The sequence below is a fragment of the Paenibacillus sp. FSL M7-0420 genome (assembly GCF_038002345.1).
Taxonomy (GTDB): Bacteria; Bacillota; Bacilli; order Paenibacillales; family Paenibacillaceae; genus Paenibacillus_AQ.
This window is the reverse complement of the sequence record NZ_JBBOCJ010000001.1, coordinates 7,094,325-7,120,829: the sequence shown is the minus strand read 5'-3', so window position 1 is coordinate 7,120,829 and position 26,505 is coordinate 7,094,325. Positions and strand designations below refer to the sequence as shown.

Below are 26,505 nucleotides of genomic sequence, written 5' to 3'. Positions count from 1 at the left end.
GATGGTGCAGAACAGTATAATTGTGTCCCTGGAGAGTGGGTTTGCCACCCTCCTTTCTTTTTGGCCCGGGATTATAGTAAGGAATGACTCTATGTATCCTGCTGGAAATTGAAAGCGGTTGCCTGGAGCCAAATCGATCTGGAGGAGGTATTTATGCTTACTCGCAAAGTATTGAGATTGCTGCTGGTGCTTGCCGTCGCATTCACGGGGTTCATCCCGCCACAGACCGCCGGTGCGGCTGAACCGGAACCGGGAACGGAACCGGTGCCGCAGGTGGCCGCCGCTGGCCCGGCAACCATCCAGAATTACCCGATGCCGTCTATCTATACTCCGTCTTCTGTTTACTCGTTGAAGGTGAACAATGAGGCGGTCCCCGTCGTCAAGTATTTACCCGACTATGATTATGCCCAGTTCTCCTTTGAAGGAACCATTAGCCTTGAGGTGACGGCAGACAAGCCAATCACCTCGTATTCGATCAGCCCGCTGGCCAAGAACATCACGGGAACGGTCAACGGCAACAAGCTGACCTTCACCCTGTCGGCCTCTACCTATGTGATCGTCGACATTAATGCACCTGCGAACGAAGACCCGAATGAGAAGGACCCGGACAAGCGCCGCAAAAGACTCGTGATCGCCGCCGATCCGCTGGAGACTGACATCCCCGCGTCCTCCGGCCCGGGAATCTACAATGTGACCGCTGCACCGTACAACGCCGACAAGACGGGTGCAACGATCACCTCGGGCGCCATCCAGCAGGCGATTGATGCTGCCAATCAGGCCGGAGGCGGTATCGTCTATATTCCGGCGGGCGTATATAAGAGCAGCAACCTGACCCTCAAAAGCAATGTTACGTTCTATCTGGCCGGGGGTGCAGTCATCGTCGGTACAGGCCGGGGCGAGGACTACCGGAATGACTTCCGCAAGGATTCGATCTCGGATGGAACCTATTTCATCCGCACCGCCACCAATTCCGTGAATATCACCATGCGGGGGCGCGGAACGATTGACGGCAAAGGGATAGAAATGCGCAAACGCAAGATGACCAACCCGCCTGCAACCCATAAGCAGGGAGAAGGGTTCATCAATAACCTGGTGGTGCCGATGGCGACCAGCAACTTCAAGTTCGACGGGTTAACCCTGCGGGACGGTGGCTTCTGGGCGTTCCTGGTGGTCCGCTCCGATAACGTGACCATCACCAACTATAAGGGATACCAGGATTTATTTACGCTTGAGGATGATGCCATCGACATTAATGAGAGCCAGAACGTGCTGGTGAAGCATGCCCTTGCCATCTCGGATGACGATACCTTCTCCACCAAGACCTGGCCGCAGAAAGGAATGTCCAAGGACTGGCCGGGAGCCATCGAGCATCTGGAGAATGTGGTCTTCGAGGACTGCTTCGCCTGGACACGCTGCGCCGCCTTCAAGCTGGGGATGGGCATATGCACGCCGCAGATTGGCGTAACCATCCGCAATTCGTATGTCTATCAAAGCGCGCGGGCGCTGCTGGTGGATCATGCCTATACAGAGAATCCGCTCCCGGTCGAAGGCTGGGCCCAGGATGTGACCTTCGAGAATATCGATATTGAACGGGTGGGCATCAACCAGTTCGGCAATTACTGGCTGCGGGTCTCCACCAGTACATCCGGTGATGTAAGCAATGTCATTCTCCGGAACATCAATGTCCGCGAGACGGGAGGAGATTCCCCTATTCAGGGCAATCCCACCAGAGGCGGGATGGTGAACGGGGTTACTTTTGAAAATGTGGTGGTCAAAGGAACGCTGGCGAAGAATCTCAGTGATCTGAAGGTGAGCATCAAGAATGAGAATGTAAGCGGAGTCGTCTTCGCGAATACGGATCAGGCCTGGTTCAGCGATCACTTCACCTCCGGGCTGCTCCCGGATTGGACCGTGGCTTCAGGTGCCAACAGTTGGGCGGTAACCGATCGAACAGGGAACCGGGTGCTGTCCACCAGCCAGACCACGACGGCGCTGATTACCGCCAAGGCCGGTACATCCTGGACAGATTACACGTATGAAGCCAGAGCCAGACTGCCTCTCATTAATGGAAGCGAGAACGCAGGCATTGTCTTCCGGGTGCAGGATCAGAACAACTTCTATATGTACCGGATCGATGCCAGCACAAGCCAGCTGCAGCTCTATAAGGCTGTAGCCGGAACGTTGACGCAGGTCTCGACTACCTCGTTCGTGCCTGTTAAGAACCAATGGTATACCCTTAAGGCGACGGTCCAGGGCAACACTATCAAAGGGTATGTGGACGGAGTGCTGAAGACAACATGGACCAATCCGGTCAATGAATTAACCTCGGGCGGAATCGGCTTCCGCACCACTTCAGCCGGGGTCTGGTATGACGATGCCAAGGTGACCGCCATTCACAATCCGCCCACTGATATTACACTCAGCGCTACCCAGGTGCCAGAGCTGACTACTCCAGGCGGTGTAGTGGGCACCTTCACTACAGCCCACCCGGATGCGGGTCAGACCTTTACTTATGCGCTGGTCCCCGGGCAAGGTGACGCCGATAACAGCAGCTTCTCCATTGCCCCGCAGGGAGACAGGCTGATCCTCCGCACTACGCCGGATTATGAAGCGAAGAGCAGCTACAGCATCCGGGTGAAGAGTATTGACGCCAATGGCCTGTCGCTGGAGAAGAGCTTCATGATTCAGGTTACAGATGTGGACGAGACTCCGATTGATGCCAATCCGAATTCTGTCCGGTTCACGGATAACTTTGAGGATGGGAATACGACGGGCTGGACGGCTGCCAGCGGGACCTGGAGTGTAACCACAGATGGCAGTACTAAAGCCCTGATCCAGACAAAAGGAAATTCAACGGGGCTCATTACAGCCGGGGATTCATGGCAGGATATTGCTTTTGAAGCCAAGATGAAGGTTCCCATCGCGAATGCCAATGCCGGCATTCTCTTCCGGGTGCAGGACGCCAACAACTATTACATGTACCGGATCAATGTCAACGACAAGAAGCTGGAGCTGTTCAAGGCGGTAAACGGAACGCTGACCCCCGTGTCCAGTACCCTCTTCGCCGATGCGGCTGCGGGCCAGTGGTATACGCTGAAGGCGGTCATCAAAGGGAACAGAATTCTAGGCTTTGTGGACGGCCAGTTGAAGCTCCAATGGACGAACCCGCAAACGGAATTAACTGCAGGTAAGATTGGCTTCCGAACAACCTCCCAGAATACGGTGTTCGATAATGCCCGTGTTACAGGGATACAAAAGGTGACGGCCAGTGCGCTTAAGACGGTAACCCTCGATGTGTATGAAACGGTTACGCCTGAAGGCAACCGGCTCAGCGTTAGCCTGGGCAGCCCTTTTGCAGGTGAAACACTTACCCTGACGGCCGAAGGCTATAACCAGAGCCTGGTACCTGCCAACCCCGGAGATGAACGTTATCATCCGGAGGCCTGGAGCTCCACAGAGGAAGGTATGGCAGGCGTCTTCACCGTAACGGGTGAGGTGTATCAGGCTGCATATGTTCCGTCTGCTGTAGGTGATTACAAGATAACCGTTATCTACCGCAAGCAGATATGGGACGGCTCAGCCTGGGCCGATACGGAGCTGACGGATACCCTGATTGTGGACATTAGAGTAACCCTGAAACCGGCAGACATGGAGGATGACAGCACGGATGAGCAGGACCCGCCGGTCCTCGGTTAACCTATAGATTACTATCTCTATCCCGGTGTGTAAGCAGTGATATGCTTATGTTCCGGGATTTTTTGCGTAAAAAAAGATTAGCGTATAAGTGCAACCGGCACCCGGAATTCTCTACTATATAGATAAGAGGATACCAAAGGAGAAACAGCAGATGGAAGATCAGGGAATCATTCAGCTATACTTGCAGCGCTCACAGCAGGCCATCACGGAAACCCGGAACAAATACAGCGCGTACTGCCGGGCGATCGCCAGAAACATTGTTGCTAACCCTTCCGATACCGAAGAGTGTGAGAACGATACATACCTCGCTGCATGGAACGCTATACCGCCTAACCAGCCGAGAAGGCTGCCGGTATTCCTGGGGCGGATCACCCGCAATATCGCGCTCGACAAGTATGGTTATAATACAGCCAAGAAGCGGAGCCGCCAGTTCGAGGTGATTCTGGAGGAGTTGGAGGACTGCCTGCCCGCAGCAGAGACGGTGGAAACGGAGATTGCTGCCGGTGAAACCGCGCGGTTGATCAACGAATTTCTGTACGGGCTGGAGGAGGGCACACGAAATTTATTCATCAGGCGGTATTGGTATGCGGATTCCATAGAATCCCTCGCTGGCAGGTTCGATATGAGCAGCAGTAAGGTGAAGTCCAGCCTGTTCAGGACCCGGAACAAGCTTAGAATTCATTTAGACCAGGAGGGTGTTCACCTATGAAGCGGGAGGACTTGTATAAGGAGATCGGGCAGATTGACGAGGAGCTGATTGCGGCGGCTGAACACAGCGGAGTAAGAGGAAGGGGCAGGAGAGGCCGGTTCTCCAAAAGATGGATCGCACTGGTCGCGTGCCTGACCGTCTACAGTTCTACGGCTACCGCGCTGCTTGCCACGGAGTACACAAAGAATAAAGCGGCGGAGCCTTACATCCGTTATCTGACAGCGGAGGATATGGAGCTGGCCCCTCCTGCTCAATATAAGGCGGACAAATTCCTGAAGGCGTTAGCCAGCGGCAACGATGAATATGTATACATTGCGGTGAACCGGCTGGTGGAGAGCTTCAATGACCCGCAGGCCCGGGAGCTGGCGCTGCAGAAGCTGCAGCCCTTCTTGACCAGTGATTCCGCGAAGATCGCGGAGTCGGCTGCTTTTGCCACAGATATCCTGTCGAAAAGCTACCAGAGTCCGTATCTCCACAAAATGGCCGACGGGAGCATCGTATTCGCCTTATTCAACAACTATTCGGATTACGGTACCCAGAATGTACTGTGGCGCATACAAGATGATGTGCTTGAACCGTATTTCAGCTTCGCGGCCCCTTCCATGTACATTAAGGAAATCCTCCCGTCACCGGACCGGAAGCTCCTGGCAGTGGTCACCGGCTCTAACAAAAGTGAATTCGTGCAGATCCTGAATGTGGAGAAGGGGACAATCAGCCCGGAGCTGGTAGAGTCGGCGAGGATCAGACACGGCGCGCAGCGCAAGCTGGACACCTGGTCCCGCACGGATCATGAGAATTACAGCTATCCGAGTCAACTTGTGTGGAAAGATAATGACACGTTAGCGTTCGAGGGCTCCCTGGCCTACGACGACACAGCGGTTATCGAGAATGTTAGTGTGACGTACCGCTTCAAGGATAAGGTCATGGAGGTACAGCCGGTGAAGTAGTGAGTTTGCGCTACACGAATTAGCTGCGAATGGATGAAGCATCCGTTTGCGGCTTTTTTGCTGCCGGCGAGAGGGCGATCGGTCCGAATGTGCTGCTGCGCAGAGAATTTAAGAAAGTTTTAATCTTTACCCGACTTGTTCTTAAACAGTTGAGCCTATTCTTGAGTACAGGGAGGGAGCAACTTGAAGAATTTGGCCCGTAAAGATTCAACAATTGCATGGTTATTTCTGGCGCCCAGTGCGGCGGGGTTTGCCCTGTTTTATCTGATTCCGTTCGGCATGGGCTTGTTCTACTCCTTCATGGACCGCACGATAGGGGGCCACTATGTGGGACTGGATAATTACCGGGAGGTCATTGCGGGCGAATCCTTCCGGAAGGCGGCCTCTAATACCTTCTACTTCAGTGTGGTGAGTGTTCCGCTGCTGATTGTGCTGTCGCTGGGACTAGCGCTGCTGCTGCACAGGAAATTGTATTTTCAGAAATGGCTGAGAACTGCGTACGTACTCCCGCTGGTCGTGCCTGTAGCCTCTATTATCTTGGTCTGGCAGATCCTGTTCGACTGGAACGGGGTGCTTAATGCCTGGCTGAGCGGCTTCGGCCGGACGCGGGTGGACTGGATGAAGACGGAGGCTGCGCGGAATGTCATCATGCTGATGTATGTCTGGAAAAACATCGGGTATAACGTGATCCTGTTCCTGGCCGGCTTGCAGCAGATTCCGAAGGATTATTATGAGACCGCCCAGATCGAGGGGGCCGGACGGATAAGGCAGTTCCGTAGCATTACGCTGGTCTATTTAACCTCTACGATGTTTTTTGTCGTCATTATGTCGGTCATTAATTCCTTCAAGGTCTTCCGGGAGACATATCTGATTGCCGGAGCTTACCCGCATGACAGTATCTATATGCTGCAGCACTATATGAACAATATGTTCCTGTCGCTTGACCTCCAGAAGATGACGGCTGCATCGACCTTAATGGTCGGCGGCATTCTGATCATCGTGCTGGGATTGTTCGCTATGGAACGCCGCTACCGGCGGTATATGGAATAGAGGTGAAGGAGTCTTGGCAGCTGGTAAAGTCATACAAAAGCTGACGTTAACCGTCTTGATGGGGGCGATTGCCCTCCTGATGCTGTTCCCCATCGGAGTGACCCTCATCAATTCGTTCATGAGCAGCCGCGAAATCGGGATCAATTACGGCCCCATCGGACAGATGAATCAGGTAACTCCAGGCAGGAGCGATCCGTTCGCCAACCTGAAATGGCTGCCGGACCAGGTCTCCCTGGAGCAATACGGCAAGGTGCTGCTGGACAGCCCGATGTACCTGTCGATGTTCTGGAATTCGGTCTTCCTGGTGGTGCCGATTATTGCCGGACAGACGCTGATCGCCGCGCTCGCGGCCTATGCGTTCTCCAAGCTGAGATTCCGGGGCCGGGAAGCGCTGTTTCTGGTCTATGTCCTGACGATGCTGATGCCCTTCCAGGTCACATTGGTGCCCAACTACATCATGGCAGACCGGCTGGGGCTGCTGAATAGCGCGGGTGCCATTATCCTGCCCGGTATTTTTGCCGCCTTCGGTGTGTTCATGCTCAGGCAGTTCATGCTGGATATCCCGTATGCCTATATTGAAGCGGCCAAGATGGACGGAGCCGGACATTTGCGGATTTTCTATACGATTATTGTTCCGATGGTCCAGCCGGGCCTGGCCGCTCTGACGATTCTGTTATTCGTTGATTATTGGAATATGGTGGAGCAGCCGCTTATTTTCCTCGACGACCCGCTCAGACAGCCCTTGTCTGTCTACTTATCGAATGTCAGCAGCGAGAAGGGCCTGGCGTTCGCCGCTTCCATGATCTATATGGCACCGATGGTCCTGCTGTTTCTGTATGCGGAGACGTATTTCATCGAAGGGATTCAATTGTCTGGAATCAAGGGCTGATGTTCGTGTGTGAGGGATTTTAATGGCAGGAGGAGATAGACGGAATATGGAGACTACAGGAGTGCCCGCAGACCGCAGGCGCAAAAAAAATATCAGAACAGCCTTCCTTCTGCTCATGGGCGTGTTACTCTTCTTCACCTTCTTCAGCAATACGCTGCAGTCGTTGACCCTGCCCAAGGTGACCACGGTCAAGCCGCAGACCAAGAGCCTGGAATTCACGCTGGAGGGCAGCGGGAAGCTTACGCCCTTGAGAGAAGCGAAGCTCCTGAATGCCAGCGGCTGGAAGGTCAGGCAGGTTCTTGTGAAGGAGGGGGAACGGGTCACGAAGGGGCAGACGCTGATCCGCTATGACAGCCAGGTCGCCGAAGCGGAGCTGAAGGATGAAGTCGCGGCGCTCGATAAGCAAAAGATCGCGCAGCAGACGCTGCAGGATCAGTTCATTCAGACGTATGCGGAAGGCGATGAGCTTCAGATTCGCAAGGCACGGCGCGAGATTGAAGCGGGCAAGGTCGATCAGGTCACCCAGGCGCGGAAAATTGCCGGATTGAGAGAGCGGTTAACGGCGGAGCAGCAGCTTAAGGCACCCTTCGACGGGATTGTGACCCAGTTGAATGCCCTGCCGGGGATACTGTCATCGGGCGAGCCGGATCTGGTGCTGTCGAGCAGCCGCGAGGGGTTCCAATTCGATTTCACAGCGGACGCTGGGCTATTATCCAGCCTTGGAATTACCCTGGGGGAGAAGCTTGAGGTGGAGGTTCATTCTGCTGAGGGGCCATCGGCCCGGATATTGCCGGGAAAGATTGCAGAGATCAAGAGCGCTCAGGCGCGTGCGGGAAGTCCGGCCGGTGAGGATAACAGCGGGGCGGAGGACATCGCGCAGAAGACGGTCTTCATTGTAATGAATGAGGGTTCGCTCCAGGGGGGTGAGCAGGTTCAGATTAAGCTGAAGAAGCCGTCCCTTCAGGAGGGTGTGGTGGTACCGACTAAGGCCATCCATCAGACGGGCGGGCGCAGCTTCGTCTATACCATCGAGGAGCAGAGGGGGGCATTAGGCAATACGTTTGTCGCCCGCGAGGTTCAGATCCGCTCCAGTATCACGAACGGCCCGGACAGCATGATTCAGACGGATAACCTGTATGGGGACGAGATGATTATTTTGGAGAGCAGTGAGCCCTTGCAGGACGGGAACCGCGTACGTCTGCAATAACCGTAGGAGTACGGCATACTATACGAACAATTATTGGAGGTAGCGAAAGATGAAAATGATTAACAAAATGGGCTTTCTGGGGATGAGCCTTGCTTTTACAACGATGATGTCAGCATGCAGTTCAGGGAGCAATACAGAGGCTCCAAGCACCGGGGGGAAGACGGTTGTTACGTTATCGGTCCAGCAGGATAGTGAGTTCTACCGTGCGGTTGAGCAGAAGTTTGAACAAGCTTACCCGGATATCGACTTGCAGATTCAGGCGTATAAGGGGATCAGCGAGAAGATGGAGGGGCCGGATTATGAGAAGTATCAGAAAACCGCCGGTACGGCATTGCTCTCAGGCAAAGGAGCCGATATTTATGAAACGGGCAGTCTGCCCGCCAGTGATTACGTGAGCAAGAAGCTATTCCTTGATATGAATGATTACCTCAAGCAGTCGAAGACGCTGAAGCAGGAGGACCTGCAAATGAATGTGCTGGATGCGCTGAAGGTGAACGGGGGCACCTATATCATTCCATCCGGGTTCAGCCTGAGAGCTTTCTTTGGAGACGGGGATGTACTTAAGCAAGCGGAAATCATTGATAAGAGCTGGACTTGGCAGGATTGGAAAAAAGTATCCAAATCGCTGATCGCGTCGGAGCAACAAGCGGGGGCCGCACACCGCTACGCGCTTCCGAATAATCCGCCGGATATGCTGCTTCAGGAGATGGTGGTCGACGGCTATAACCAGTTCGTAGACGTAGCTGCACGCAAGGCCAAGTTTGATTCCCCTGCCTTCATATTTATGATGCGGGAGATTAACGAGATGTATCAAGAGAAATTGATGACCACCGAGCCGGTGGAGACCGAGAATCAATTGTTCTATTCTGCCGTTATACAGGGCCCGGCGGATTTCATCAACATTCCGTATACCAATTTTGCCAATCCGAAGCTGCTGTATAAGCCGCATAGCGGAACTTCCGGGGCCATGAGAATTATTCCGAGCTATACGTTTGCGATACAGGCCAAATCGCCGGTTGCCGAACAAGCCTGGACGTTCATGGAGTTCCTGCTCTCTGATGAAGTTCAGTCCCTGCAGAGCAGAGAAGGCTTCTCCCTGCTCCGATCGCTTAATGACAAGCAGTTCAGTGAGCTTCAGCAGCAGGTGAAGAGCGGGACGTATAAGCTCCCGGACGGCAAGCTTGCAAGTGTTCCTGAGGGACAATTCAAGGTGTTCCAAGACATGATGGATACAGCGGATAACTTCGCTATGATGGATGTGAAGATTCTGAGCATCATCGGCGAGGAAGCAGGCGCGTTCTTCAGCGGACAGAAGACAGCAGAGGATGTGGCCAAGCTGATTCAGAACAAGGCGACTACGTACCTTAACGAATAGATTCAGGCCTAGGAGGGTCCCGGTATGAAGCGAGTTACTATTCTGATCGCAGAGGACGAGAAAGAGATTGCCGGCCTGATTGCCCTGCACCTGGAGAAGGAAGGGTATCACTGCTTTCAGGTATCCGACGGCCAAGCGGCCGTTCAGGCTATTCAGTCCCAATCCATTGATCTGGCCATCCTGGATATTATGATGCCGAAGCTGGACGGATACGAGGTCACCCGCCAGGTGCGGGTGAAGCATAATCTGCCGATTATTTTCCTCAGTGCCAAGACTTCTGACTTCGATAAGATTACCGGCCTTGTCATGGGCGCGGACGATTATATGATCAAGCCCTTCAATCCGATGGAGCTGCTGGCCCGGGTCAATTCCCAGTTACGGCGCTCCCTGCAGTTCAGCCAGCCTCCGGGTGCCCATCTGACTTCGGTTCTGGAGCTGGGCGGGCTGATCATCTCCCCTGACCAGCACACCGTTACGCTGTATGGAGAAGAGATTGACCTTACGCCGAAGGAATTCGACATCCTCTATCTGCTGGCGAGCCACTCGAAGCAGGTGTTCAGTGCAGAGAGCATATTTCAGCAGGTATGGGGCGAGGCGTACTATGAGAGCGGGAATACAGTGATGGTACATATCCGCACCCTGCGCAGGAAGCTGGGAGAGGATCAGAACAAGGACCGGTTCATCAAGACCATCTGGGGTGTCGGGTACACGTTCAATGCCTAAGAGACGCCGGGGCTTCAGAACCAGACTGGTTCAGTTACTGGGCGTAAGCATGCTGCTCTCCGCCGGGATCACCTACGGGATCTTCAAGCTGCTTCAGCTCTATTACGCCGGGGTGAAGTGGGAGGACCCGGAGGCGGAAATCCGCCGGTTCATCTACAGGATCGGAGACTTCAATGTGTCTCTGATGCTGTTCATTCCGATCATGCTGGTCTTATTCTTCATGTTCACCAAGCCGTACATCCGCTACCTTAACGAGATTTCCAAGGGGATTCATCATCTGGCGGGCGGAGATTTCCAGAATCAGGTGCGGATTGCCTCAAGGGATGAGTTCAGCGCAATCGCAGAGGATCTGAATGTGGCCGGGGCCAAGCTGCAGGAGGCGGTACAAAGAGGTGATTTCGCCGAGAGCAGCAAGGACCAGCTAGTCGTCAATCTGGCGCATGATCTGCGTACACCGCTGACGTCCGTTCTCGGATATTTGGATCTGATTCTGAGGGATGAGCAATTACCAGTGGAGACGATCCGGCATTATGCGACGATTGCCTTCACCAAGTCCCAGCGGCTGGAGAAGCTGATTGACGGGCTGTTCGAGATCACCAGGATGAACCATGACACACTGTCTGTGGTGAAGACATATCTGGATATTACCGAATTGCTGCGGCAATTGAACGAGGAGATGTACCCGGTATTCGAGCGCAATGGCCTGACCTCCCGGCTGAATGTGACTCCTGGCCTAATAATCTACGGGGACGGGGAGCTGCTGGTACGCGTATTAGGCAATCTGCTGACTAACGCCGCCCGTTACGGGCAGGAAGGCGGTTATGTGGATATTAACAGCCGCCCTGATTCAGGTTCAGTAGCGGTTGAGGTCATCAATTACGGAAATCCCATTCCGCCGGAGGAGCAGCCGCATATCTTCGAGATGTATTACTCGGGGGACCGGGCACGGACACATCAGGAGGGCGGGACCGGCCTGGGACTGTTCATTGCACGCAATATTGTAGAGCAGCATGACGGGAGCCTGTCTGTAGAGAGCAATGAGCTGCGGACGAGGTTCGAGGTCCGGCTGCCGCAAGCTTAAGCGAAGTTAAGGGAGGAGAGAATTATGAATTATTCCACTAGAAAATATGCTGTCGCCATGCTAAGCCTGGCGGTTCTCAGCCAGTCCATCGCCTTCGGAGCCTATGCGGCGGCCGGGTCTTCAGCGGGAAAGGCGGCTACAGCCGCCGTGTCCACGCTGGAGGGACTGGGGGCGGTCTCATTGAAGAGCGGGGTGAGCGTGAAGCTGCTGGACGCTGCCCTTCAGCCCCAGGAGAGCGGGAATATGATTACGTACACCCTGAATTACGTCAACGGGAGTAACAGCAACGTGAGCCTGATTGATTATTTCTCCAAGGTTACTACCTCAAGCGGCGCAGTTATTCAAGGCAAGCCGGTGACGGGCAGTGCTGCGATCAAGTCTATTCCGGCTAATAGCAGCCAGTCGGTCACGTATTATGTCAATGCGGGGAAGGCTGCCAAAATAACCGGAGTCCGCATCGCCCTGTACGGCTGGGACTTCAGCCAGACGAATTACCAGAAGAAGCTGGGGATGTTCACGATTCCGGGTTCCTATTCGGTAGCCACCGCCAGAGGGCAGAGCAAGAAGCTGGTCCTGGCGGGTATGCCGGTGATCAGTAAGGCCGAGAGCCTGCAGATCGTTAAGGCTAACGGAAAAGTGTATGCCAGGGTAGGCATCAGCTTCGCCAATTCGGGCACCAAGGTGCTTAAGGACACGGGCCTGAAGGGATATCTGATATCCTCGGGAGGCTCCAGATTTGAACTGAATGCCGCTCCTGCCGATTACCAGATTCAGCCCAAGGAGCAACGGACCGTGCAGTATCTGGCGGACATCCCCTCCTATACGAAGACGGATAATATGTCCCTGCAATTCGTCCAGGAAGACAGCGAGCTGCAGCTGAACCTGCCGGTGGCTGAGTATAAGCTGCCTGCTGCACAGTCGCCCAACTTCACCGTACCCGCTAATGCCGTTGCGAAGCTTAAGGTTGCTAACCATACAATTGAGACACAGCTCGCAAGCGCAGCGGTATATTCGGAGGATAACCTGGCAAAATGGAGCTTGAAATTCCGGGTGCGCAACACAGGCAACCAAGCGGTGACGATTCCGGCCTATCCCTTCAGCCTGACGACTGCCGAAGGGTACAGCTATCCGGTCAGCAATAAGGCACTGGCCGGTCTCAGTCTGAAGCCGCTGGAAGAGCGGGTGGTCGAGCTCAGCGCAGAGCTGCCCCTGAAGCTTAATCAGGGAGTGCTCCAGCTACAGATGAACGAGCCGGCAGAAGAGGGCCGGATCGCCTTCCCGGCGGCTTACTATCAGATTCCCTACTCCTTACAGCCGAATCATCTGCTGGCGACTGAGTACCCCGTGCAGAACAGTCTGGGTACCTTCGTGGTGAAGCTGGAATCGGTGGAACGCCTGCCGTGGTCGGACCGCGATCAGGTCGTGACCAAGATCAGCCTCCGCAACTCAGGGTCCACGAATGTGCAGCTTCCGGCGCTAACAGCGCTTCTGAAGGCGGGGGATCTCGATATCAGCGGCAGTGCGCAGATGGTGATCGAAGGCTCCAAGAGCCAATTGGCCCCGCAGGAGACAGCGGTTCTGTATATCACGGGGAACCTTCCCTATTCTTATCAGCTGACGAAGCTGAAGGTGATCCTCCAGTATCCTTCGGAAGAGACCCAGGCGAATTTCCTTACGCTGTTCACCAGCCAGGTGGAGAATACCTTAAGAACCGTAGCGGCCGGTCAACCCTTCCGCCTGGAGCTGGCCGGGAAGAAGGCAGAGATTCTGGAGCGGCAGAGCCGGATCTATCCGGGCACCGATTCCAAGCTGATCTATACCGAGCTGGTGATGACCAACGAGGAACTACGTAAGACCCAGCCGGCGCAGCTGGTGGGCTACTACCGGACCCCGGATCGGCAGTATTTCGAGGCGGTAATCTCGCAGTCCGCCGCAGCCCTGAACCCCAAAGAGAAGAGTCTCGTAACCGTCTGGAGTAAGCTTCCTCCGGAGATCAATGCGTCGGATCTAACCCTTTTCCTCGGGGAAGGCATCGCCGAAGGCAAGCTGACCACACCCGGCGCAGTGCCGGCCGCTTACATCCAGACCGTGGGCCTGGGGCTGAGTCCGGCCAATCCTGCTCCGCAGCCGTCCCTTCAGAAGCTGGACCTGTTCCCGTACTCCCTGTCCGTGAACCAGGTGACCGCTACTATGCCTGAAGACCGGGAGTCCATAGAGGTACAGATGAACTACCGGTTAACCCGCAGTGAGCAGTATGTTGCTGAGGCGAATGAGCATAAGCTCGTAGCCGAGCTGATCGATCCGTTCGGTCAGCCGTCGGAGCAGCTTCTGCCTCTGGGAGACGGACCGGCTGGTGCGGGAGCCACGGGCAGCTTGTCCTTCCCGCTGAACAACAAAGCATACAAGGCCCTTAACGGCGGCACGGTGCGGTTGAACATCTATGACGAGTTCCAGGGCAAACGTATTCTGCTGGGCAATGAGACTTATGCTGTGATTTATGAGCGGCCTGCGCCGAAGAAGGCGGAGGGGGAGTGATATGAAGTTGGAATGAACAGCGTAAGGATGACAAGAGGAGACTAGACAGGTCTCTTTAAGAGAGCTGCCTATGTAGGCAGATAAGGAACAGGCCGTATCCAGAGGAAGGATAGCGGCTTGTTTTCTACAGTATAGAAAAGTGCATACTGCAATTAAGTAAAAAGTGAAATTATTCAGGACAGAAATGGAAGACATATGGGATAATAAAGCAATATAAGGTGAGTGGATAGAGAAGACGGAGTTGCATGAGCTTGGGTTAAACGTAAATAGTAATGACAAAACTATACAGTACGAGATTTGCATTTTAACAAAGAAGGGAGAGCGCGATAATGAAGTCTAGGATCGAAATCATATCTTTGCTGGATCAGTTGGACATTGTAGTCGCTGACGATCTTGAAGGGCAGGATTTGGATTTTAAGGAATGGGGCAATCGCAGCTTAAATGATAACCTCTCTCTTATGGTGAAAATGGCAGTTTGTATGGCTAATGGAGGTGGAGGTACAGTCGTCTTCGGTGTGGCTGATCGCGTTAGAGGAAAGAGTAAAGCCCTAATTGGTGTGCCGTATGAGGTGGATGTGCTTACTTTACAGAAGTGTGTATACGAAAGAAGCGAACCCCATATAACGCCTGTATTTGAAGAGATCCGAATCTTTGAAGGTACAGGGAGAATTCTTCTGATGCATGTGTATCCCGGTATACCCCCATACACCTTAACAGACGGCGCTGCAACAATTAGACAAGGAAAAGATTGTATTCCATTCACAGGTACTTTAAGAAGACAACTGGTTGAGACAACAGGTCAAGTGGATTTAACTGCAGAGATTGTTTACGAAGACTGGAAGGATAACATATCTCCATCTGCAGTCGAACGGATACGAGAAATGATGTCTGCTGAGAGAGCGCCTGATGGACTAAAAGATTTAAATGATGAGGATTTACTTAGCTCAATCGGAGCATTGAAAGGAAATCACCTTACAAAAGGCGCAATTCTCCTTGTTGGAAGGCCTGATGCAATTGCTCGTCTAGTACCTGAATATCGTTGGTCCTACCGCAAGATGATGAGTGATACTGACTACTCCCATCGTGACGATGGAACGCAAGCAATACCTATTGCATTACACGAATTAGAACGTTTTATAGCTGTGGACAATCCAATGGTGACAATCGAATCTGGATTAGTGCATCCGGAGTTCAGCACTTACCCTCGAATTGCACTACGTGAAGCGTTGCTAAATGCGTTCGGTCATCGCGATTTTAGAATGATAGGTGCAGTGATGCTTAAACATTATCGAGATAAGCTAATCATAACTAATCCTGGCAAGTTCATAGGTGGAATAACCCCTCTAAATATTCTCCATCATCCTCCAGTAGCTAGAAATAATCATCTGATGGACTTGTTGGATCGCTTAAAACTCGTTAACCGTTCTAATCTGGGTGTCTCCCGGATTTACCGCTCTCTATTAGTTGAGGGTAAGGAGCCACCGATATACAGGGAAGTGGGAAACCATATCGAACTAACATTCACAGCTTCCCCTTTAAATACTGGTTTTATGAACTTGATTAATAAAATGACGGAAAGTAATCAGCTTGTTGATGTCGACCATCTTCTGATTATTCAGTATTTGATGCGGCATGAAGATATTGATACGCATAATGCTGCTCTAGTCACACAAAGAAGTCTGGAGCAAGCAAGGGAATTGCTTAGTAGACTTGCACACAACATGAATCTAATTGAATCTGTCGGTCGTGGGAGAGGACGCTACTACACTCTAACCAGAACGGCATATGAGCATCTGAAAGGTAACATGACGTATGAGCGACAACAGAGCTTGGATAAAGAAGCTATTAAGATTCGGTTACTATCAATCTTGCGGGAGCGAGAGCTAACGAACAGAGAGATTAGACAGATGACAGGTCTAACCAGTAAACAGGTTCAGCGAGTTATAAAAGACCTTGCGACAGATGGAGTTAAAGTTATAGGTCATGGAATGGGCGCTAGGTATGTATTGGATCGGGAATAGGGACAAATAAGGACAGAATAAGGACAATAGATACATATGATAACCAAGGATGCACAGGTTTTCACGGAAAGAATTAGGACAAGTAAGGATTGAATAGGGACAATTGGATAAGGAGTGGATGAATGGAATTGTTCTCTTATAACAAATGAGTTTTGCTTTTGTAATGATATGCTGAACCTTATCATAATTCATGTGTAAAAAATAAAACCCAAAACAAGCCTCTAGAATACTTCTAGGGCTTGTTTTGGGTGTATTAATTTACTCTACGCTCTAACCAGCGGCCCACACATCCAATTCAATCTTCAACTCAGGCAGACCTAATCCCTGGATATAAGCAACCGTCATGGAGGGCGGCGTGGGGCCGAACACCTTATTCCAGATGGAATAGAAATGATCCCAATCGATTTCCTCCGTGGCCCAGATGTTGATTTTGATGACATGATCGGGAGTTAGTCCTTGAGAGGACAGAATGTCAACAATATTGCTCATCGTATGGGTTACTTGCTGGTTGAAATCGGCAGGGATATTATTGTTCTGATCGATCCCGATTTGACCGGAAAAGACATACATTTCAGCGTCTCTGCTGATCTTAGTGACATGGCTGTAGCTTCCAACCGGTTTTGCTATATTTTCCGGATTATATCTTTGAATGACATGGTTATTTAGGCTCATTGCTTATAAGTCTCCTTTTTAAATGGGTTGTTTTTTCATAGTATTACTTCATATTGGACAGACCTATCCCGTCCACATGAATTCTAGAAAAAAACAGCAGTCGAATACCCGATTCCAGCAGACAAATATTGAATAGATCTCTTTTTCATCAGGTATCCCTCCTAGACATTTAAAATTTAACTTACGTAAGAATGATAACATATCCTCAACAAAAACTAAAATACAGGGTGCGATAAGGTGCGGGGCGGCAAAATAAGTTAAAATTTCCCTCTGTCGTAATACTTCCGCCCTGTTGGCCTGCAGAAGCGTATGCGATGATGGATTCATCAAACGGCGGCAAGTGCGCCGGGAGATATTCAGGCTATTGCGGTTCTTCCTTCTACTCAATTGGATGAATTAGAGCCGCAGCTCTCCTGAAGGATGCTTATCCAGAGAGGAGGCGTCCAGGCTATTGTATTCCTTCCTTCTACCCATGGACTGAAACCGAGTAGGGATACGGCTATCCTGGACACTTTTACTATGAAAATAAACCGAATTTACCTGCGTAGAGCAGGCAAAATGATGCTGAAACACACACCTGACGCTGCTGACACGAAACAGCTCCCGAAGGGGTACTTGGCCGCAGCTCTCCGCAATCTGCAGGGGCTCGGGTATACCCTGTCGCCTGCCTTGTTCCGGGCGGTCCAGAGGCTGCCCCGCGAGGCCTTCGAGCAGCTGTACTATCCGCTGATTGCAGATATAAGACGGATGGTTGGCGCGCATGTGCATTATGCACCGATGTATCCGGGGTTCCCGGAGCAGGTCATGCAGGAGGACGAAGCGGAGCTGTATTTCAATGCGATGTTCCATTACTACACTTGGGAAGTGCCGGGTGCTGAGCCTGTGCAGAGAGAACCGCTTCAGGAGAAAGTCACGCTGAAGGTCATTGACCTGGGCAGCATCACGGAGTTCCGGACCCTAATCCGCCAGCTGATGGAGGCCAGAGGCTCGATCTCGGCAGAGGATCAGAAGGATATCGATGCTGTGATTGCGAATACAGCCAACGAAGAGCTGGATGAACTCCTGCCGCAGGAGATCCCGTTCAAGGAGAATGCCGGTTATGTGGCGGCGTCGCTGCTTAAGCATGGTAAGGCGGATGTGGCGAGAATAAGCCCTTACTTCAAGACGGCAACCGATGTGCTGCGGCTGGCGGTGGCCTGGTCGGGGGGCGATGTTAGTCTGGCCTTGCCCACCCGTTTCCGCAAGTTCAAGCGTAGTGAACGCCGGCTGCTGCTGGGGCTCTTGGAGCGGTGTCAGCCGATCACGGAGGATATGCTTAGGTACAGGGAGCGCTGGATTCGTCTCGGCGAGATCCTGCATCCATCTGAATACAAGCAGCGGTATAAGCGCTGTGAGGAAGCTTTTGATATCCTGCGCAACAAAAAAGCCTTCACGACCTTTAACGGAAGTGTGGAGCTGGCCCTTCAGTATCACCAGATGTGGACGGCGCTGGATCTGCTGGCGAAGCGTCCGGGTGAATTCGCACGAAGATTGGCGAAGCTGCTGCGGATGACCCGGGAGCCTGAGTATGTCGTGATGGCCTTTGGCGAAGTGGCCGATCAGGTATCGACCCCGGTGCTGCTACAGGTGAAGAACTACTTTGAGCGCCAGCGAGAGCTGCCGGAGCTGAGGGTGTTTTTCCCCAAGGGAAATGTCGCCAAAGCCTGGGCCATCCCTAACACCCTGCCAGAGATCAGTGAAGAAGCCTGGCGGGATATTGTGGATCTCTGCGAGCAGACACTGGTGGCACGGTTTGCTGTCCGGCCTTCCTTGGGAAAGGTATATGTGGATGAGCGCCTGAAGAACTATCTTGTGCCGTTCTCCCAGAGATCGGCCAGTAAAGCGCTGCATACTCTGGTACGGGGAAGCCGGATTCCGATGGCCGAAGGGAACACGATCCGCTTCTTCTGCTGGTGGAAGGAAGGGAAGGTGGACGGTACATCCACAGGCCGCGTAGATATTGACCTGTCCGCCGTGATGTATGATCAGAACTGGAAGTACGTAGAGCATATCTCTTATACCAATCTGCGCTCGGCACAATATCATGCAGCCCATAGCGGGGATATTGTAACGGCGCCCTACGGGGCCAGTGAGTTCATTGATCTGCATATTCCTTCTATTGTTGAGTATGGCGGAAGGTATGTGGTGGCTACCCTCCATTCTTTCACTGGACAGCCGTACTGCAATCTGCCGGAGTGCTTCACGGGATGGATGATGCGGAAGAAGCCAGGGTCTGGTGAAATCTATGAGTCAGCCACAGTGTCGAACAAGATTGATGTCACGGCGGATACCCAAATCGCCATTCCTGTGATACTCGATCTGGTGGAGCGGACCGTGATCTGGACAGACCTGTCCCTGACCAGAAATCCGTTCCATGTGAATAACGTGGAGGGGAACCAGAAGGGGATGGTAATCATCGGCAAGGCGATGACCTCGCTCCGAAAGCCCGATCTGTATGAACTGTTCACGCTTCACGCCAAGGCCCGCGGCGAACTGGCCGCGTCACCGCAGCAGGCCGATACCGTATTCTCGGTGGATCAGGGAGTGACTCCATTCCACATTGAGCAGATTATGGCCGAATATGTGGTGTGAGCAGAGCGGGCAACCGGTTTGTTCAAAAAAGAAAGGGGTGTCTCAGCCATTTGCATGGTGTGGGACACCCCTTCTTTAATGTATGCGAAAACCGAATATCGATGGGTACTGCTGCGCTGAGAGAAGGACCCCATGCTCCACAGCAAGTAACAGTTATAGAGAAATCCTGCAGAAAGTGCAACAATGCTACCTCATAGAAGCGGTATATGCCTGAAATCCTGCACGAAATGCAACAAATCCAGCGCTAACTCGCTCTAAATTTCGAAATTTGTGCAAATAATGCAACATTGTACTCCAGCCAGTATCTTTTTGAAAGGAATCCTGCAAAAAGTGCAACAATCCTGCTCCTTACAAGCGGACGACGAGAAAAGCACCAGCATCCTTCACCTGTTAGGACGGTACCTATTCTATCTCGATTCCGTACCAGCCGTCGGCCAGCGGAGTCAGCTTATACTTAACCGGCTCTGCGGCATAGGCCTGCTCCACCATGCTCTGACTTGCGCAATACACGATATGATAGGTGGGGCCATGCTCCCGTTCCCAGTCGAATACGAACCGGAGGAGCGGCTTCCCGTCCTGCCTGCTGTAGCGCACGAAGTCCAGGCTGTCTCCGGACCATGCAGCGATCTGTCCGATCTTGTCTTGCATTTCTGTATTCACACTGTCATGAAACGGAGAGGTGGTATTACCATTATTGGAGTAGATGAAGGTATTCCCGATATCACTTCGTTCATCCAGGCTGTCCATCAGCAGCAGGGTCTCCGACTTCACGGCCTCAAACTGCCCGCTATGCTCATGGAATAGTCCGTATTTCGCCCCGGAGGGATCATAACGGATGATGAAGCCTGCTGCTGCAAGCAACAGTATGAGGGTCATGCCAATGAAGATTCGTGTCCTGCGGCTCAATCATTTCACCTGCCTACTTATTTAGAATGTTTTTACGGAGCCGCTGAACTCCAGCTCGCAATCAATTGTTGTAATGAACGGCACATATTTGCCATTGAACCGTTCGTAGTGCTGCAGGGTGAACCAGTCCACAAATCCCGGATTATTGATCTCATCATCGGCATCCAGGCCGAAATGATCGTAGAAATGGAATACCAGCTTCCCGCTGAATTGCCCCCCGATGTTCTTGAAGTCCTTAATGGTAATATTTTGACCATGGAAGGCATGAATGGCGAGCGATAACGCCAGATTGCTCTTCTCCGTAAATACCGGATACGGGCTCGTCGGAAATTGATTCACATAATTATTCACAAGATTCCGGCTGCTGTTCGGGTCAAATTTCAGCCTGGACAGATCACCGTTATTACTGCGCAGCTCCTGCACAACATAATTCTTGATGAGCTCTACATAGTTCTGGGTGCTGGAGTCAGTAATAACGGCGTTGCCCAGCTGGCTGTTATGATACTTGATGTATTTGCTGGTATCGAAGGTATCGCCAAGGGCTACCGATGTTCCCTCGGTTATGGTTTTGCTGTATTTGAAGGTTGAGATCAGATCGCCAAGAACGAACTTCATATCATCTGTTGCACCTATCTTACCGACAGCGAACAGAACGGCCATCTCGCCCCAGATCATGGACTCGGGCGTAATCCTGGCCACCGAGAATACCGGGCCCAGCTTGATTAATTCACTATACGTGTAGTCATTGAATGTCAGGTCGTCAGAGACAGGGGACGTTCCCTGCGCAGCGGTCTTCAGAATCCCTTCCCTGTGATTCGATTGAAGGATTAAGGCCTGCTCCACATCTGGAATCAGTCTTCTGCTGTCCACCGCATCGTTCAAGCCGTCGCCGTCCGTATCGGCCAGGTTGGGATTGGAGTACAAATAAGCGTAGACCTTGTCGCCGGATTTGACAATGCGGATCTCTTGCCCGTCCTTAAGACCGTCGTTATCGCTGTCAGCATCCAGATAATTCAATCGGATAGCCGCACCGCCAGTACCAACACGCAGTCTTCCGGCCTGCATCTCCTTCTCATGATAATCACTGATGCCATCCTTGTCGGTGTCCTTGTACAGGTCAGAAGTCTCCGCAATCGTATCGAAAATTCCATACAACTGGCTGGCATTGCTCGCATGATAATAGCTGCCGCCGGTGCCCTGGGCCATGCTGGTCAGCACACTGGTCGAAATACTGCTCCCCAGGCCCACTGTATAAATGACGATGCCCTGATCCGCAGCCCGCTTAGTCAGAGCGGTGTCATAAGAGCCTTCCCCGTCCGTGAGCATGATAATGTACTTCAGGACATCCGCTCTGCCGCCGGCGGCGAACAGACTAAGCGCACTGGCAATCCCGCTGCTCAGAGTCGTTCCGCCATACGCATCAATCCGTCCCGCAGCCTGACTCAGCACGGCCTTGTCTGAAGTGAAGCCGGATAATACCGTAGCATAGTCGTCAAAATCAACCACAGCCCCGCGGTCACTGTCCGTCAGCAGATCAACAAACTGCCGGGTGACGCTGATTCTCACATTGTTCCGGTCATTATCTGACATACTGCCCGAGGAATCGATGACGAAGGCGATATCCATCCCGGCATAATGCTCCTGCCCCTCATCATACAGGAACTTATACTGCCAGACCTGGTCGTAGACCGTCTTATTCAGGAGAATGTATCTGGAGAAATGAGCCGTCCCGGCCGAGACCACATTCCCGTCCACCTGCTGATCCGGCAGCTCCTCGAACAGCTGTGATTCTTCATTGTAATAGTAGATCCGCGGCGCAAAGTCTGCCTGATTCCATAGGCTCTGATCGAACTCAAAGGAGATCGTTGCCTTCTCAAAGCTTCCCTCGATGGAGAAATTATAGCCTTGATCAATGTATCCGGGAATGGTTGTATCATTAAGAATGCCGTCTTGGACCGGCTGGACAGACAAACTGTCTACCTGCTCCGCAGTGATCCCTTCAACGAACACACTTGGAACGGCCTTGCCCCCGGCATCCTCTGCCTTCACCGTTCTTGCGAACTTCGCCTCAGGCACAAGCGGGTCGCTACCGATCTTGAGTTCCCAGGCGTCAGAGAGCCCGTCGCCATCGGTGTCGGCCTTCAGGGGATCGGTCTTGTGCGTATGAACCTCTTCGCCGTCCGTAAGACCGTCGCCGTCACTGTCCTCGCTGATGAGGCTGGTGCCCAGCAGCAGCTCCTCCAGATTGGTTAATCCATCCTTATCGTAGTCTTCATCACCGTCAGCGGTCCCATTCTTATCACTGTCCGGTTCAAGCGGATTCAGCTTCAACACGAGCAGCTCATCCCGGTCGCTTAATCCGTCACCATCGGTATCCTTGCTGGTAGCGGAGAGCCCATAATGCTCCTCATAGTAATCGCTGATGCCGTCCTTATCGCTGTCCTTCTCCCGGTCGATCCCGAGGTTATCCAGATTGCCCTCGTCGAAGTTCACGATCATATATTCTTTGGTCACTTCAGTCCCGTCTTGAACTTGTGCGCGCAGCTTCAGCAGATTGTATCCGATGCCAAGCCCGATTCCTTCCGCAGACCACGCCGCACTTACAGGGATCGTCCCTTGCTGGAGGACTGCTTTATTTCGGTCTTCAATCTGATAAGTGAGGGCCGTAACGCTTGCTGTCCCGCTCAGCGTTCCGGTCAGCTTATCCATCTTCGAGGTCAGGAAGTAGTAGTCTCCATCCGGGCTGTTCTGAAGCTGGAGGCTGTACGTATCGAGCTGTACGGATACCCCCTCCGGTTCAGGAGCTTCCTGCCTTGAAGAGATCTGCGTCAACTGATAGCCTGCAGGCCCGCTTACCACATTCCCCGGACTCCCGGAGAAGCCCAGGATAAGAGTCTCACCCGGCTGAATGTTGGCATTGTAGCCCGCATTATGTATAACGTAATGATTTCCGGTATGGCTGGTGATGTCAGCCGTCCAGAAGCGGTCCAGCTTCCCGTCATAATCGAATTCCAGCGTCCAATCCTCAATGGCGGAGTGCGATATATTTTTAATGGCAATTTCGCCGTTAAAAGCGCTGCTCCAATCACTTGTCACCTTGAAGCTTGCTTCGTATTGCCCGGCCGGTACGATCTGCTGCGCGCCCAGTATCGCAAATGCTGCGGGCAGCAGCACTTCTCCTTCAAATGAAGCCGTGAAGCCAAAATTCACACTGCCGCCTACCGGAATGTCCTGGTTGCTGCCCGCATTCTTGATGGTATACATCCCGTTCTCGTAGGCCTGTACCTGTCCGTTCCAGATATTCGTAATCTCATAAGGGGATGTAAAACCAATACTCCAGTTCTCCAGCGTCCGGTACCCCGTATTCCTGATTGTGACATCTGCGTTAAAGGCGCCTTCCCACTTGGAGGAAATCGTGTAGATTACCTCGTACCCCTCTCCAGTGTACGTTATTTCCTGCCTGCCGCCCGTGTCTTCCTGAGCTAGAGCGGGCCTGAGCTGAAGAGAAGAGAATACCAACACCAGAATGGCAAATAAGATGAAGCTTCGTTTCATGATCCTTTTCTTGAACATTGCTGCCGTTCCTCCTTATATGTTCGCTAATAGGGTGGAGAATATGTAAGATCTTGGAGTATATAAATCTATCATATTTGCATAAAGAGGTTTAGGCAACAACAAATGGAAGGATAGTAGAAGAACGACAAATGAGACCGCCTTTGATAAGGGGGTCTCATAGGGTTAACTGGCAAGCTCTCTGGATACATACAGTTCTATTGAGGTGAGAACAGATTTGTTTGAGATCGAGTTAAAAGCTCGTAAGATCCGCAATGGATTCCATTCACTTAGAGTTTCAAACTTATTAAACTTGTCAATTGTGCAACATATATATCAAGCTTTCTTAAAACATAGTCAGCTAGAACATAGGGTTCATTTTTATTAGTATAATGGAACTCAATACATATTTGTTTATCAGGAAGATCGATAAAAATGTCAGGAATTATGTTTGGAATCCAGGGATGAGGTTTCTCAGAAGCAACATTTCTTATTCCGGCATCCTCTAAGGCTAAACTTATGCTATGGTTTAATGCCTTATCACTTCCAACTGTGCTAATCCAATTCACAGTTTTCCCGAATATGGGTTCTGCCTTTTCTAAAGCCGCTCCTGTAGGCCCACCCTTTCGCTTACCCGATGGATAGACTTCACCTAAAATTTGGCGAAACATTGGGGATCTTTTTAACGATGATTTTGTCGTCGATTTCTTTCTCCAAGAAACAGGGATATCCATTGTTCCGAGCATTTTATTTAATTCAGTACTGCTTGAATATGATGCTAGAATAGATATTAAAGTATTGGTTGGCATGTACATTACTCTAGTTTTTAATGCACCATAAAACGCCAACTGTAGCCGCCGGGCATCCCATGCAACCTTCCTCTGATTATTGTTACTTATATATTCCGAGAACCGGTCAGTAATAACACTCCAAGCATCCTCAATTCTTGTTGTTTTTCTCGAAAACTGGGCTACAATATCCTCAGCATTTTTATAAGCAAACAAGAACCATACTTCTGTAGGTTTTGGTATCTTTGCATTTATGTTATTTAAGTATCCAGATTTCTGTTGCCAATGCGCCTTTAACAACTTATAGTACTCCCTCAAGTTGATATCAATTCGAGGAAGCTTTAAAACTTCCTCAAAAGTATCAACAAGATCTTCATGAATGAGATTAAAATCATCTAACTCCTTTCCTGCATTCAATACAGATAATGTTCTTTTAGCAATATCAACAAACTTTTCACTATGAGGACCCGTAAAGTCTAAAACTTCTTTTCCTTTTAAAAATAATGTACCCGAAACACTTTCAGCATAACTTAGCATCGCATCTACTTCTTGTTTTTCGGTAACTGGCCATATTAATAATAACGGACTTTTTCTTAAAACTCCGTTTAAGTTTCGGAAAAAGCTCTTAATATTTCCATCGTCAAATCCTTGCATATCTTCTAAATAATCTATTATTATTGCTGTTGGTCCTTTATCTTTTTTCTCTGTTGCCTCTATTGAGATATTTTTCACTTCATCAAGTAATTCTGATAAACTATTGTTCAATGTAGCAGCGTCTATGGAAACAAGAGTTCTTAGAGAAATATTTGGTCTCCACTTTAGAGAATGAATAAATGTTGACTTTCCGGTTCCTGGTTTTCCTAGAATGAAAACAATTTTACCTGAGTGTCTTGTTTCAAGGCATAATGTATTAATTTCTATTTCCATATCTGCATTCGGTTCTACAAACTCCATTAATTTAAGATCTAGTTCACTACTGGGGAAATTGTTAATTACATCTTCATAAGCAATTGGAATAAAGAGCTCGCTCACATAGCACCTCACAAATTATGTTATTCCAATAGTATACATTTGATTATTATGGAAAAACAAGATGAATTTTGTTTTTAGAATTTCCGTTTATTATTATAGGGTTCACCGTAATTATTGATATGGTAACACAGAGAAATTCGATCCTACGTTATATTATTAGCATGCTTTTAAATCCACTTGAGCAAGTTACTTTAAGTGTTTTTGAAGGGTGTCGATAAATCCAATTGGGAGGTGCTGACGATGAACGATCCTGTCTTGAAAAAAGTAATGGACACGTTGGAATTTCTTAGTCATGATGCCGAGGCCCGCCGATTGTATGAAGACAGACAAAAGTTTCTGCATGATGAAGCTTCCATGATTGAAGGAGCACTTGCTGAGGGCGAAGCTCGCGGTGAGAAAAGGAAGTCACATCAGATGGTTCTGGAGCTTTTTAAGCTTGGAGTAGATACAGCTATTATAGCGAAGGCTTCCGGGTTGCCTGAGGCTGAGATTATCGCTCTAAAAAAGTAGAGTTGAAATAGGCTGTCAAAACGGCAGGCGATATTATTTGCTGTGTTAATGAAAATAACAGGTTTTAGGGCCTTCCTTAGGGAATGGCCCTTTTTTGGCATGTACCGCAATGATTCGGGCTTGCATCCCAATCAAATTTCTGTTATTTTGATATTAACAAAATGTAATTATCAATTAGTTA

General features: G+C 51.0%; 16 protein-coding genes and 1 pseudogene. 13 read left to right on the top strand and 4 right to left on the bottom strand.

Features of this window, described 5'->3' with window-relative positions; all coding sequences use genetic code 11:
* Positions 1–153: 153 nt before the first annotated feature.
* The 11 genes from MKX51_RS30525 to MKX51_RS30475 all read left to right on the top strand — a co-directional run bounded on the left by MKX51_RS30525 (position 154) and on the right by MKX51_RS30475 (position 16,233).
* On the top strand, positions 154–3,696 hold the full coding sequence (locus MKX51_RS30525) for a family 16 glycoside hydrolase (protein WP_340994994.1): 3,543 nt from the start codon (positions 154–156) through the stop codon (positions 3,694–3,696).
* A gap of 151 nt (positions 3,697–3,847) precedes the next feature.
* Positions 3,848–4,405: an RNA polymerase sigma factor gene (locus MKX51_RS30520; RefSeq protein ID WP_340994993.1), complete on the top strand. Its 558-nt coding sequence runs from the start codon at positions 3,848–3,850 to the stop codon at positions 4,403–4,405.
* Positions 4,402–5,352 carry a hypothetical protein gene (locus tag MKX51_RS30515; protein WP_340994992.1) on the top strand — a complete coding sequence of 317 codons (951 nt, stop codon included), beginning with the start codon at positions 4,402–4,404 and terminating at the stop codon, positions 5,350–5,352. The genes MKX51_RS30520 and MKX51_RS30515 overlap by 4 nt, the downstream gene beginning before the upstream one ends.
* 183 nt (positions 5,353–5,535) lie before the next feature.
* Positions 5,536–6,402, top strand: a complete 867-nt coding sequence (locus MKX51_RS30510) for a carbohydrate ABC transporter permease (RefSeq protein WP_340994991.1) — start codon at positions 5,536–5,538, stop codon at positions 6,400–6,402.
* A gap of 58 nt (positions 6,403–6,460) precedes the next feature.
* Positions 6,461–7,291: a carbohydrate ABC transporter permease gene (locus MKX51_RS30505; protein ID WP_340995760.1), complete on the top strand. Its 831-nt coding sequence runs from the start codon at positions 6,461–6,463 to the stop codon at positions 7,289–7,291.
* Positions 7,292–7,337: 46 nt separating this feature from the next.
* On the top strand, positions 7,338–8,498 hold the full coding sequence (locus MKX51_RS30500; protein WP_340994990.1) for an efflux RND transporter periplasmic adaptor subunit: 1,161 nt from the start codon (positions 7,338–7,340) through the stop codon (positions 8,496–8,498).
* Between the two features lie 49 nt (positions 8,499–8,547).
* Positions 8,548–9,873, top strand: coding sequence for an ABC transporter substrate-binding protein (locus MKX51_RS30495; RefSeq protein WP_340994989.1), 1,326 nt, complete (start codon positions 8,548–8,550; stop codon positions 9,871–9,873).
* A gap of 24 nt (positions 9,874–9,897) precedes the next feature.
* A complete protein-coding gene (locus tag MKX51_RS30490; protein WP_340994988.1) occupies positions 9,898–10,596 on the top strand; it encodes a response regulator transcription factor in 699 nt (232 codons plus the stop codon).
* Entirely contained in the window at positions 10,589–11,677 is a 1,089-nt protein-coding gene (locus tag MKX51_RS30485; protein WP_340994987.1) for a HAMP domain-containing sensor histidine kinase, read from the top strand. The genes MKX51_RS30490 and MKX51_RS30485 overlap by 8 nt, the downstream gene beginning before the upstream one ends.
* 24 nt (positions 11,678–11,701) lie before the next feature.
* A complete protein-coding gene (locus MKX51_RS30480) occupies positions 11,702–14,212 on the top strand; it encodes a hypothetical protein (protein WP_340994986.1) in 2,511 nt (836 codons plus the stop codon).
* A 329-nt stretch (positions 14,213–14,541) separates the two neighbouring features.
* Positions 14,542–16,233 (top strand): ATP-binding protein, encoded by a 1,692-nt coding sequence (locus MKX51_RS30475; protein ID WP_340946122.1) that lies wholly within the window; start codon positions 14,542–14,544, stop codon positions 16,231–16,233.
* 270 nt (positions 16,234–16,503) lie between these two features.
* Here MKX51_RS30475 and MKX51_RS30470 read toward each other — a convergent pair whose 3' ends face one another.
* Positions 16,504–16,905, bottom strand: coding sequence for a RidA family protein (locus tag MKX51_RS30470; RefSeq protein WP_340994985.1), 402 nt, complete (start codon positions 16,903–16,905; stop codon positions 16,504–16,506).
* Between the two features lie 519 nt (positions 16,906–17,424).
* On the opposite strand from MKX51_RS30470, the gene MKX51_RS30465 reads away from it, so the two are divergent.
* Entirely contained in the window at positions 17,425–19,536 is a 2,112-nt protein-coding gene (locus tag MKX51_RS30465; RefSeq protein WP_340994984.1) for a TerD family protein, read from the top strand.
* Between the two features lie 402 nt (positions 19,537–19,938).
* Here MKX51_RS30465 and MKX51_RS30460 read toward each other — a convergent pair whose 3' ends face one another.
* The 3 genes from MKX51_RS30460 to MKX51_RS30450 all read right to left on the bottom strand — a co-directional run bounded on the left by MKX51_RS30460 (position 19,939) and on the right by MKX51_RS30450 (position 25,814).
* Positions 19,939–20,442: a hypothetical protein gene (locus MKX51_RS30460; protein WP_340994983.1), complete on the bottom strand. Its 504-nt coding sequence runs from the start codon at positions 20,440–20,442 to the stop codon at positions 19,939–19,941.
* Positions 20,443–20,463: 21 nt separating this feature from the next.
* The gene (locus tag MKX51_RS30455) at positions 20,464–24,015 is read right to left on the bottom strand and encodes a DUF3289 family protein (RefSeq protein ID WP_340994982.1); all 3,552 of its coding nucleotides are present in this window, start codon (positions 24,013–24,015) and stop codon (positions 20,464–20,466) included.
* 269 nt (positions 24,016–24,284) lie between these two features.
* Entirely contained in the window at positions 24,285–25,814 is a 1,530-nt protein-coding gene (locus MKX51_RS30450) for an ATP-binding protein (RefSeq protein ID WP_340994981.1), read from the bottom strand.
* Positions 25,815–26,009: 195 nt separating this feature from the next.
* On the opposite strand from MKX51_RS30450, the pseudogene MKX51_RS30445 reads away from it, so the two are divergent.
* Positions 26,010–26,324 (top strand): annotated as a pseudogene (locus MKX51_RS30445) (PD-(D/E)XK nuclease family transposase); the annotation flags it as partial.
* Between the last annotated feature and the right edge of the window lie 181 nt (positions 26,325–26,505).

Bases quoted from the DNA above. Each gene is read 5' to 3' on its own strand.
- MKX51_RS30525 (WP_340994994.1), top strand. From the start codon at position 154: ATGCTTACTCGCAAAGTATTGAGATTGCTGCTGGTGCTTGCCGTCGCA.
- MKX51_RS30520 (WP_340994993.1), top strand. From the start codon at position 3,848: ATGGAAGATCAGGGAATCATTCAGCTATACTTGCAGCGCTCACAGCAG.
- MKX51_RS30515 (WP_340994992.1), top strand. From the start codon at position 4,402: ATGAAGCGGGAGGACTTGTATAAGGAGATCGGGCAGATTGACGAGGAG.
- MKX51_RS30505 (WP_340995760.1), top strand. From the start codon at position 6,461: ATGGGGGCGATTGCCCTCCTGATGCTGTTCCCCATCGGAGTGACCCTC.
- MKX51_RS30500 (WP_340994990.1), top strand. From the start codon at position 7,338: ATGGAGACTACAGGAGTGCCCGCAGACCGCAGGCGCAAAAAAAATATC.
- MKX51_RS30495 (WP_340994989.1), top strand. From the start codon at position 8,548: ATGAAAATGATTAACAAAATGGGCTTTCTGGGGATGAGCCTTGCTTTT.
- MKX51_RS30490 (WP_340994988.1), top strand. From the start codon at position 9,898: ATGAAGCGAGTTACTATTCTGATCGCAGAGGACGAGAAAGAGATTGCC.
- MKX51_RS30485 (WP_340994987.1), top strand. From the start codon at position 10,589: ATGCCTAAGAGACGCCGGGGCTTCAGAACCAGACTGGTTCAGTTACTG.
- MKX51_RS30480 (WP_340994986.1), top strand. From the start codon at position 11,702: ATGAATTATTCCACTAGAAAATATGCTGTCGCCATGCTAAGCCTGGCG.
- MKX51_RS30475 (WP_340946122.1), top strand. From the start codon at position 14,542: ATGAAGTCTAGGATCGAAATCATATCTTTGCTGGATCAGTTGGACATT.
- MKX51_RS30470 (WP_340994985.1), bottom strand. From the start codon at position 16,905: ATGAGCCTAAATAACCATGTCATTCAAAGATATAATCCGGAAAATATA.
- MKX51_RS30465 (WP_340994984.1), top strand. From the start codon at position 17,425: ATGAAAATAAACCGAATTTACCTGCGTAGAGCAGGCAAAATGATGCTG.
- MKX51_RS30455 (WP_340994982.1), bottom strand. From the start codon at position 24,015: ATGTTCAAGAAAAGGATCATGAAACGAAGCTTCATCTTATTTGCCATT.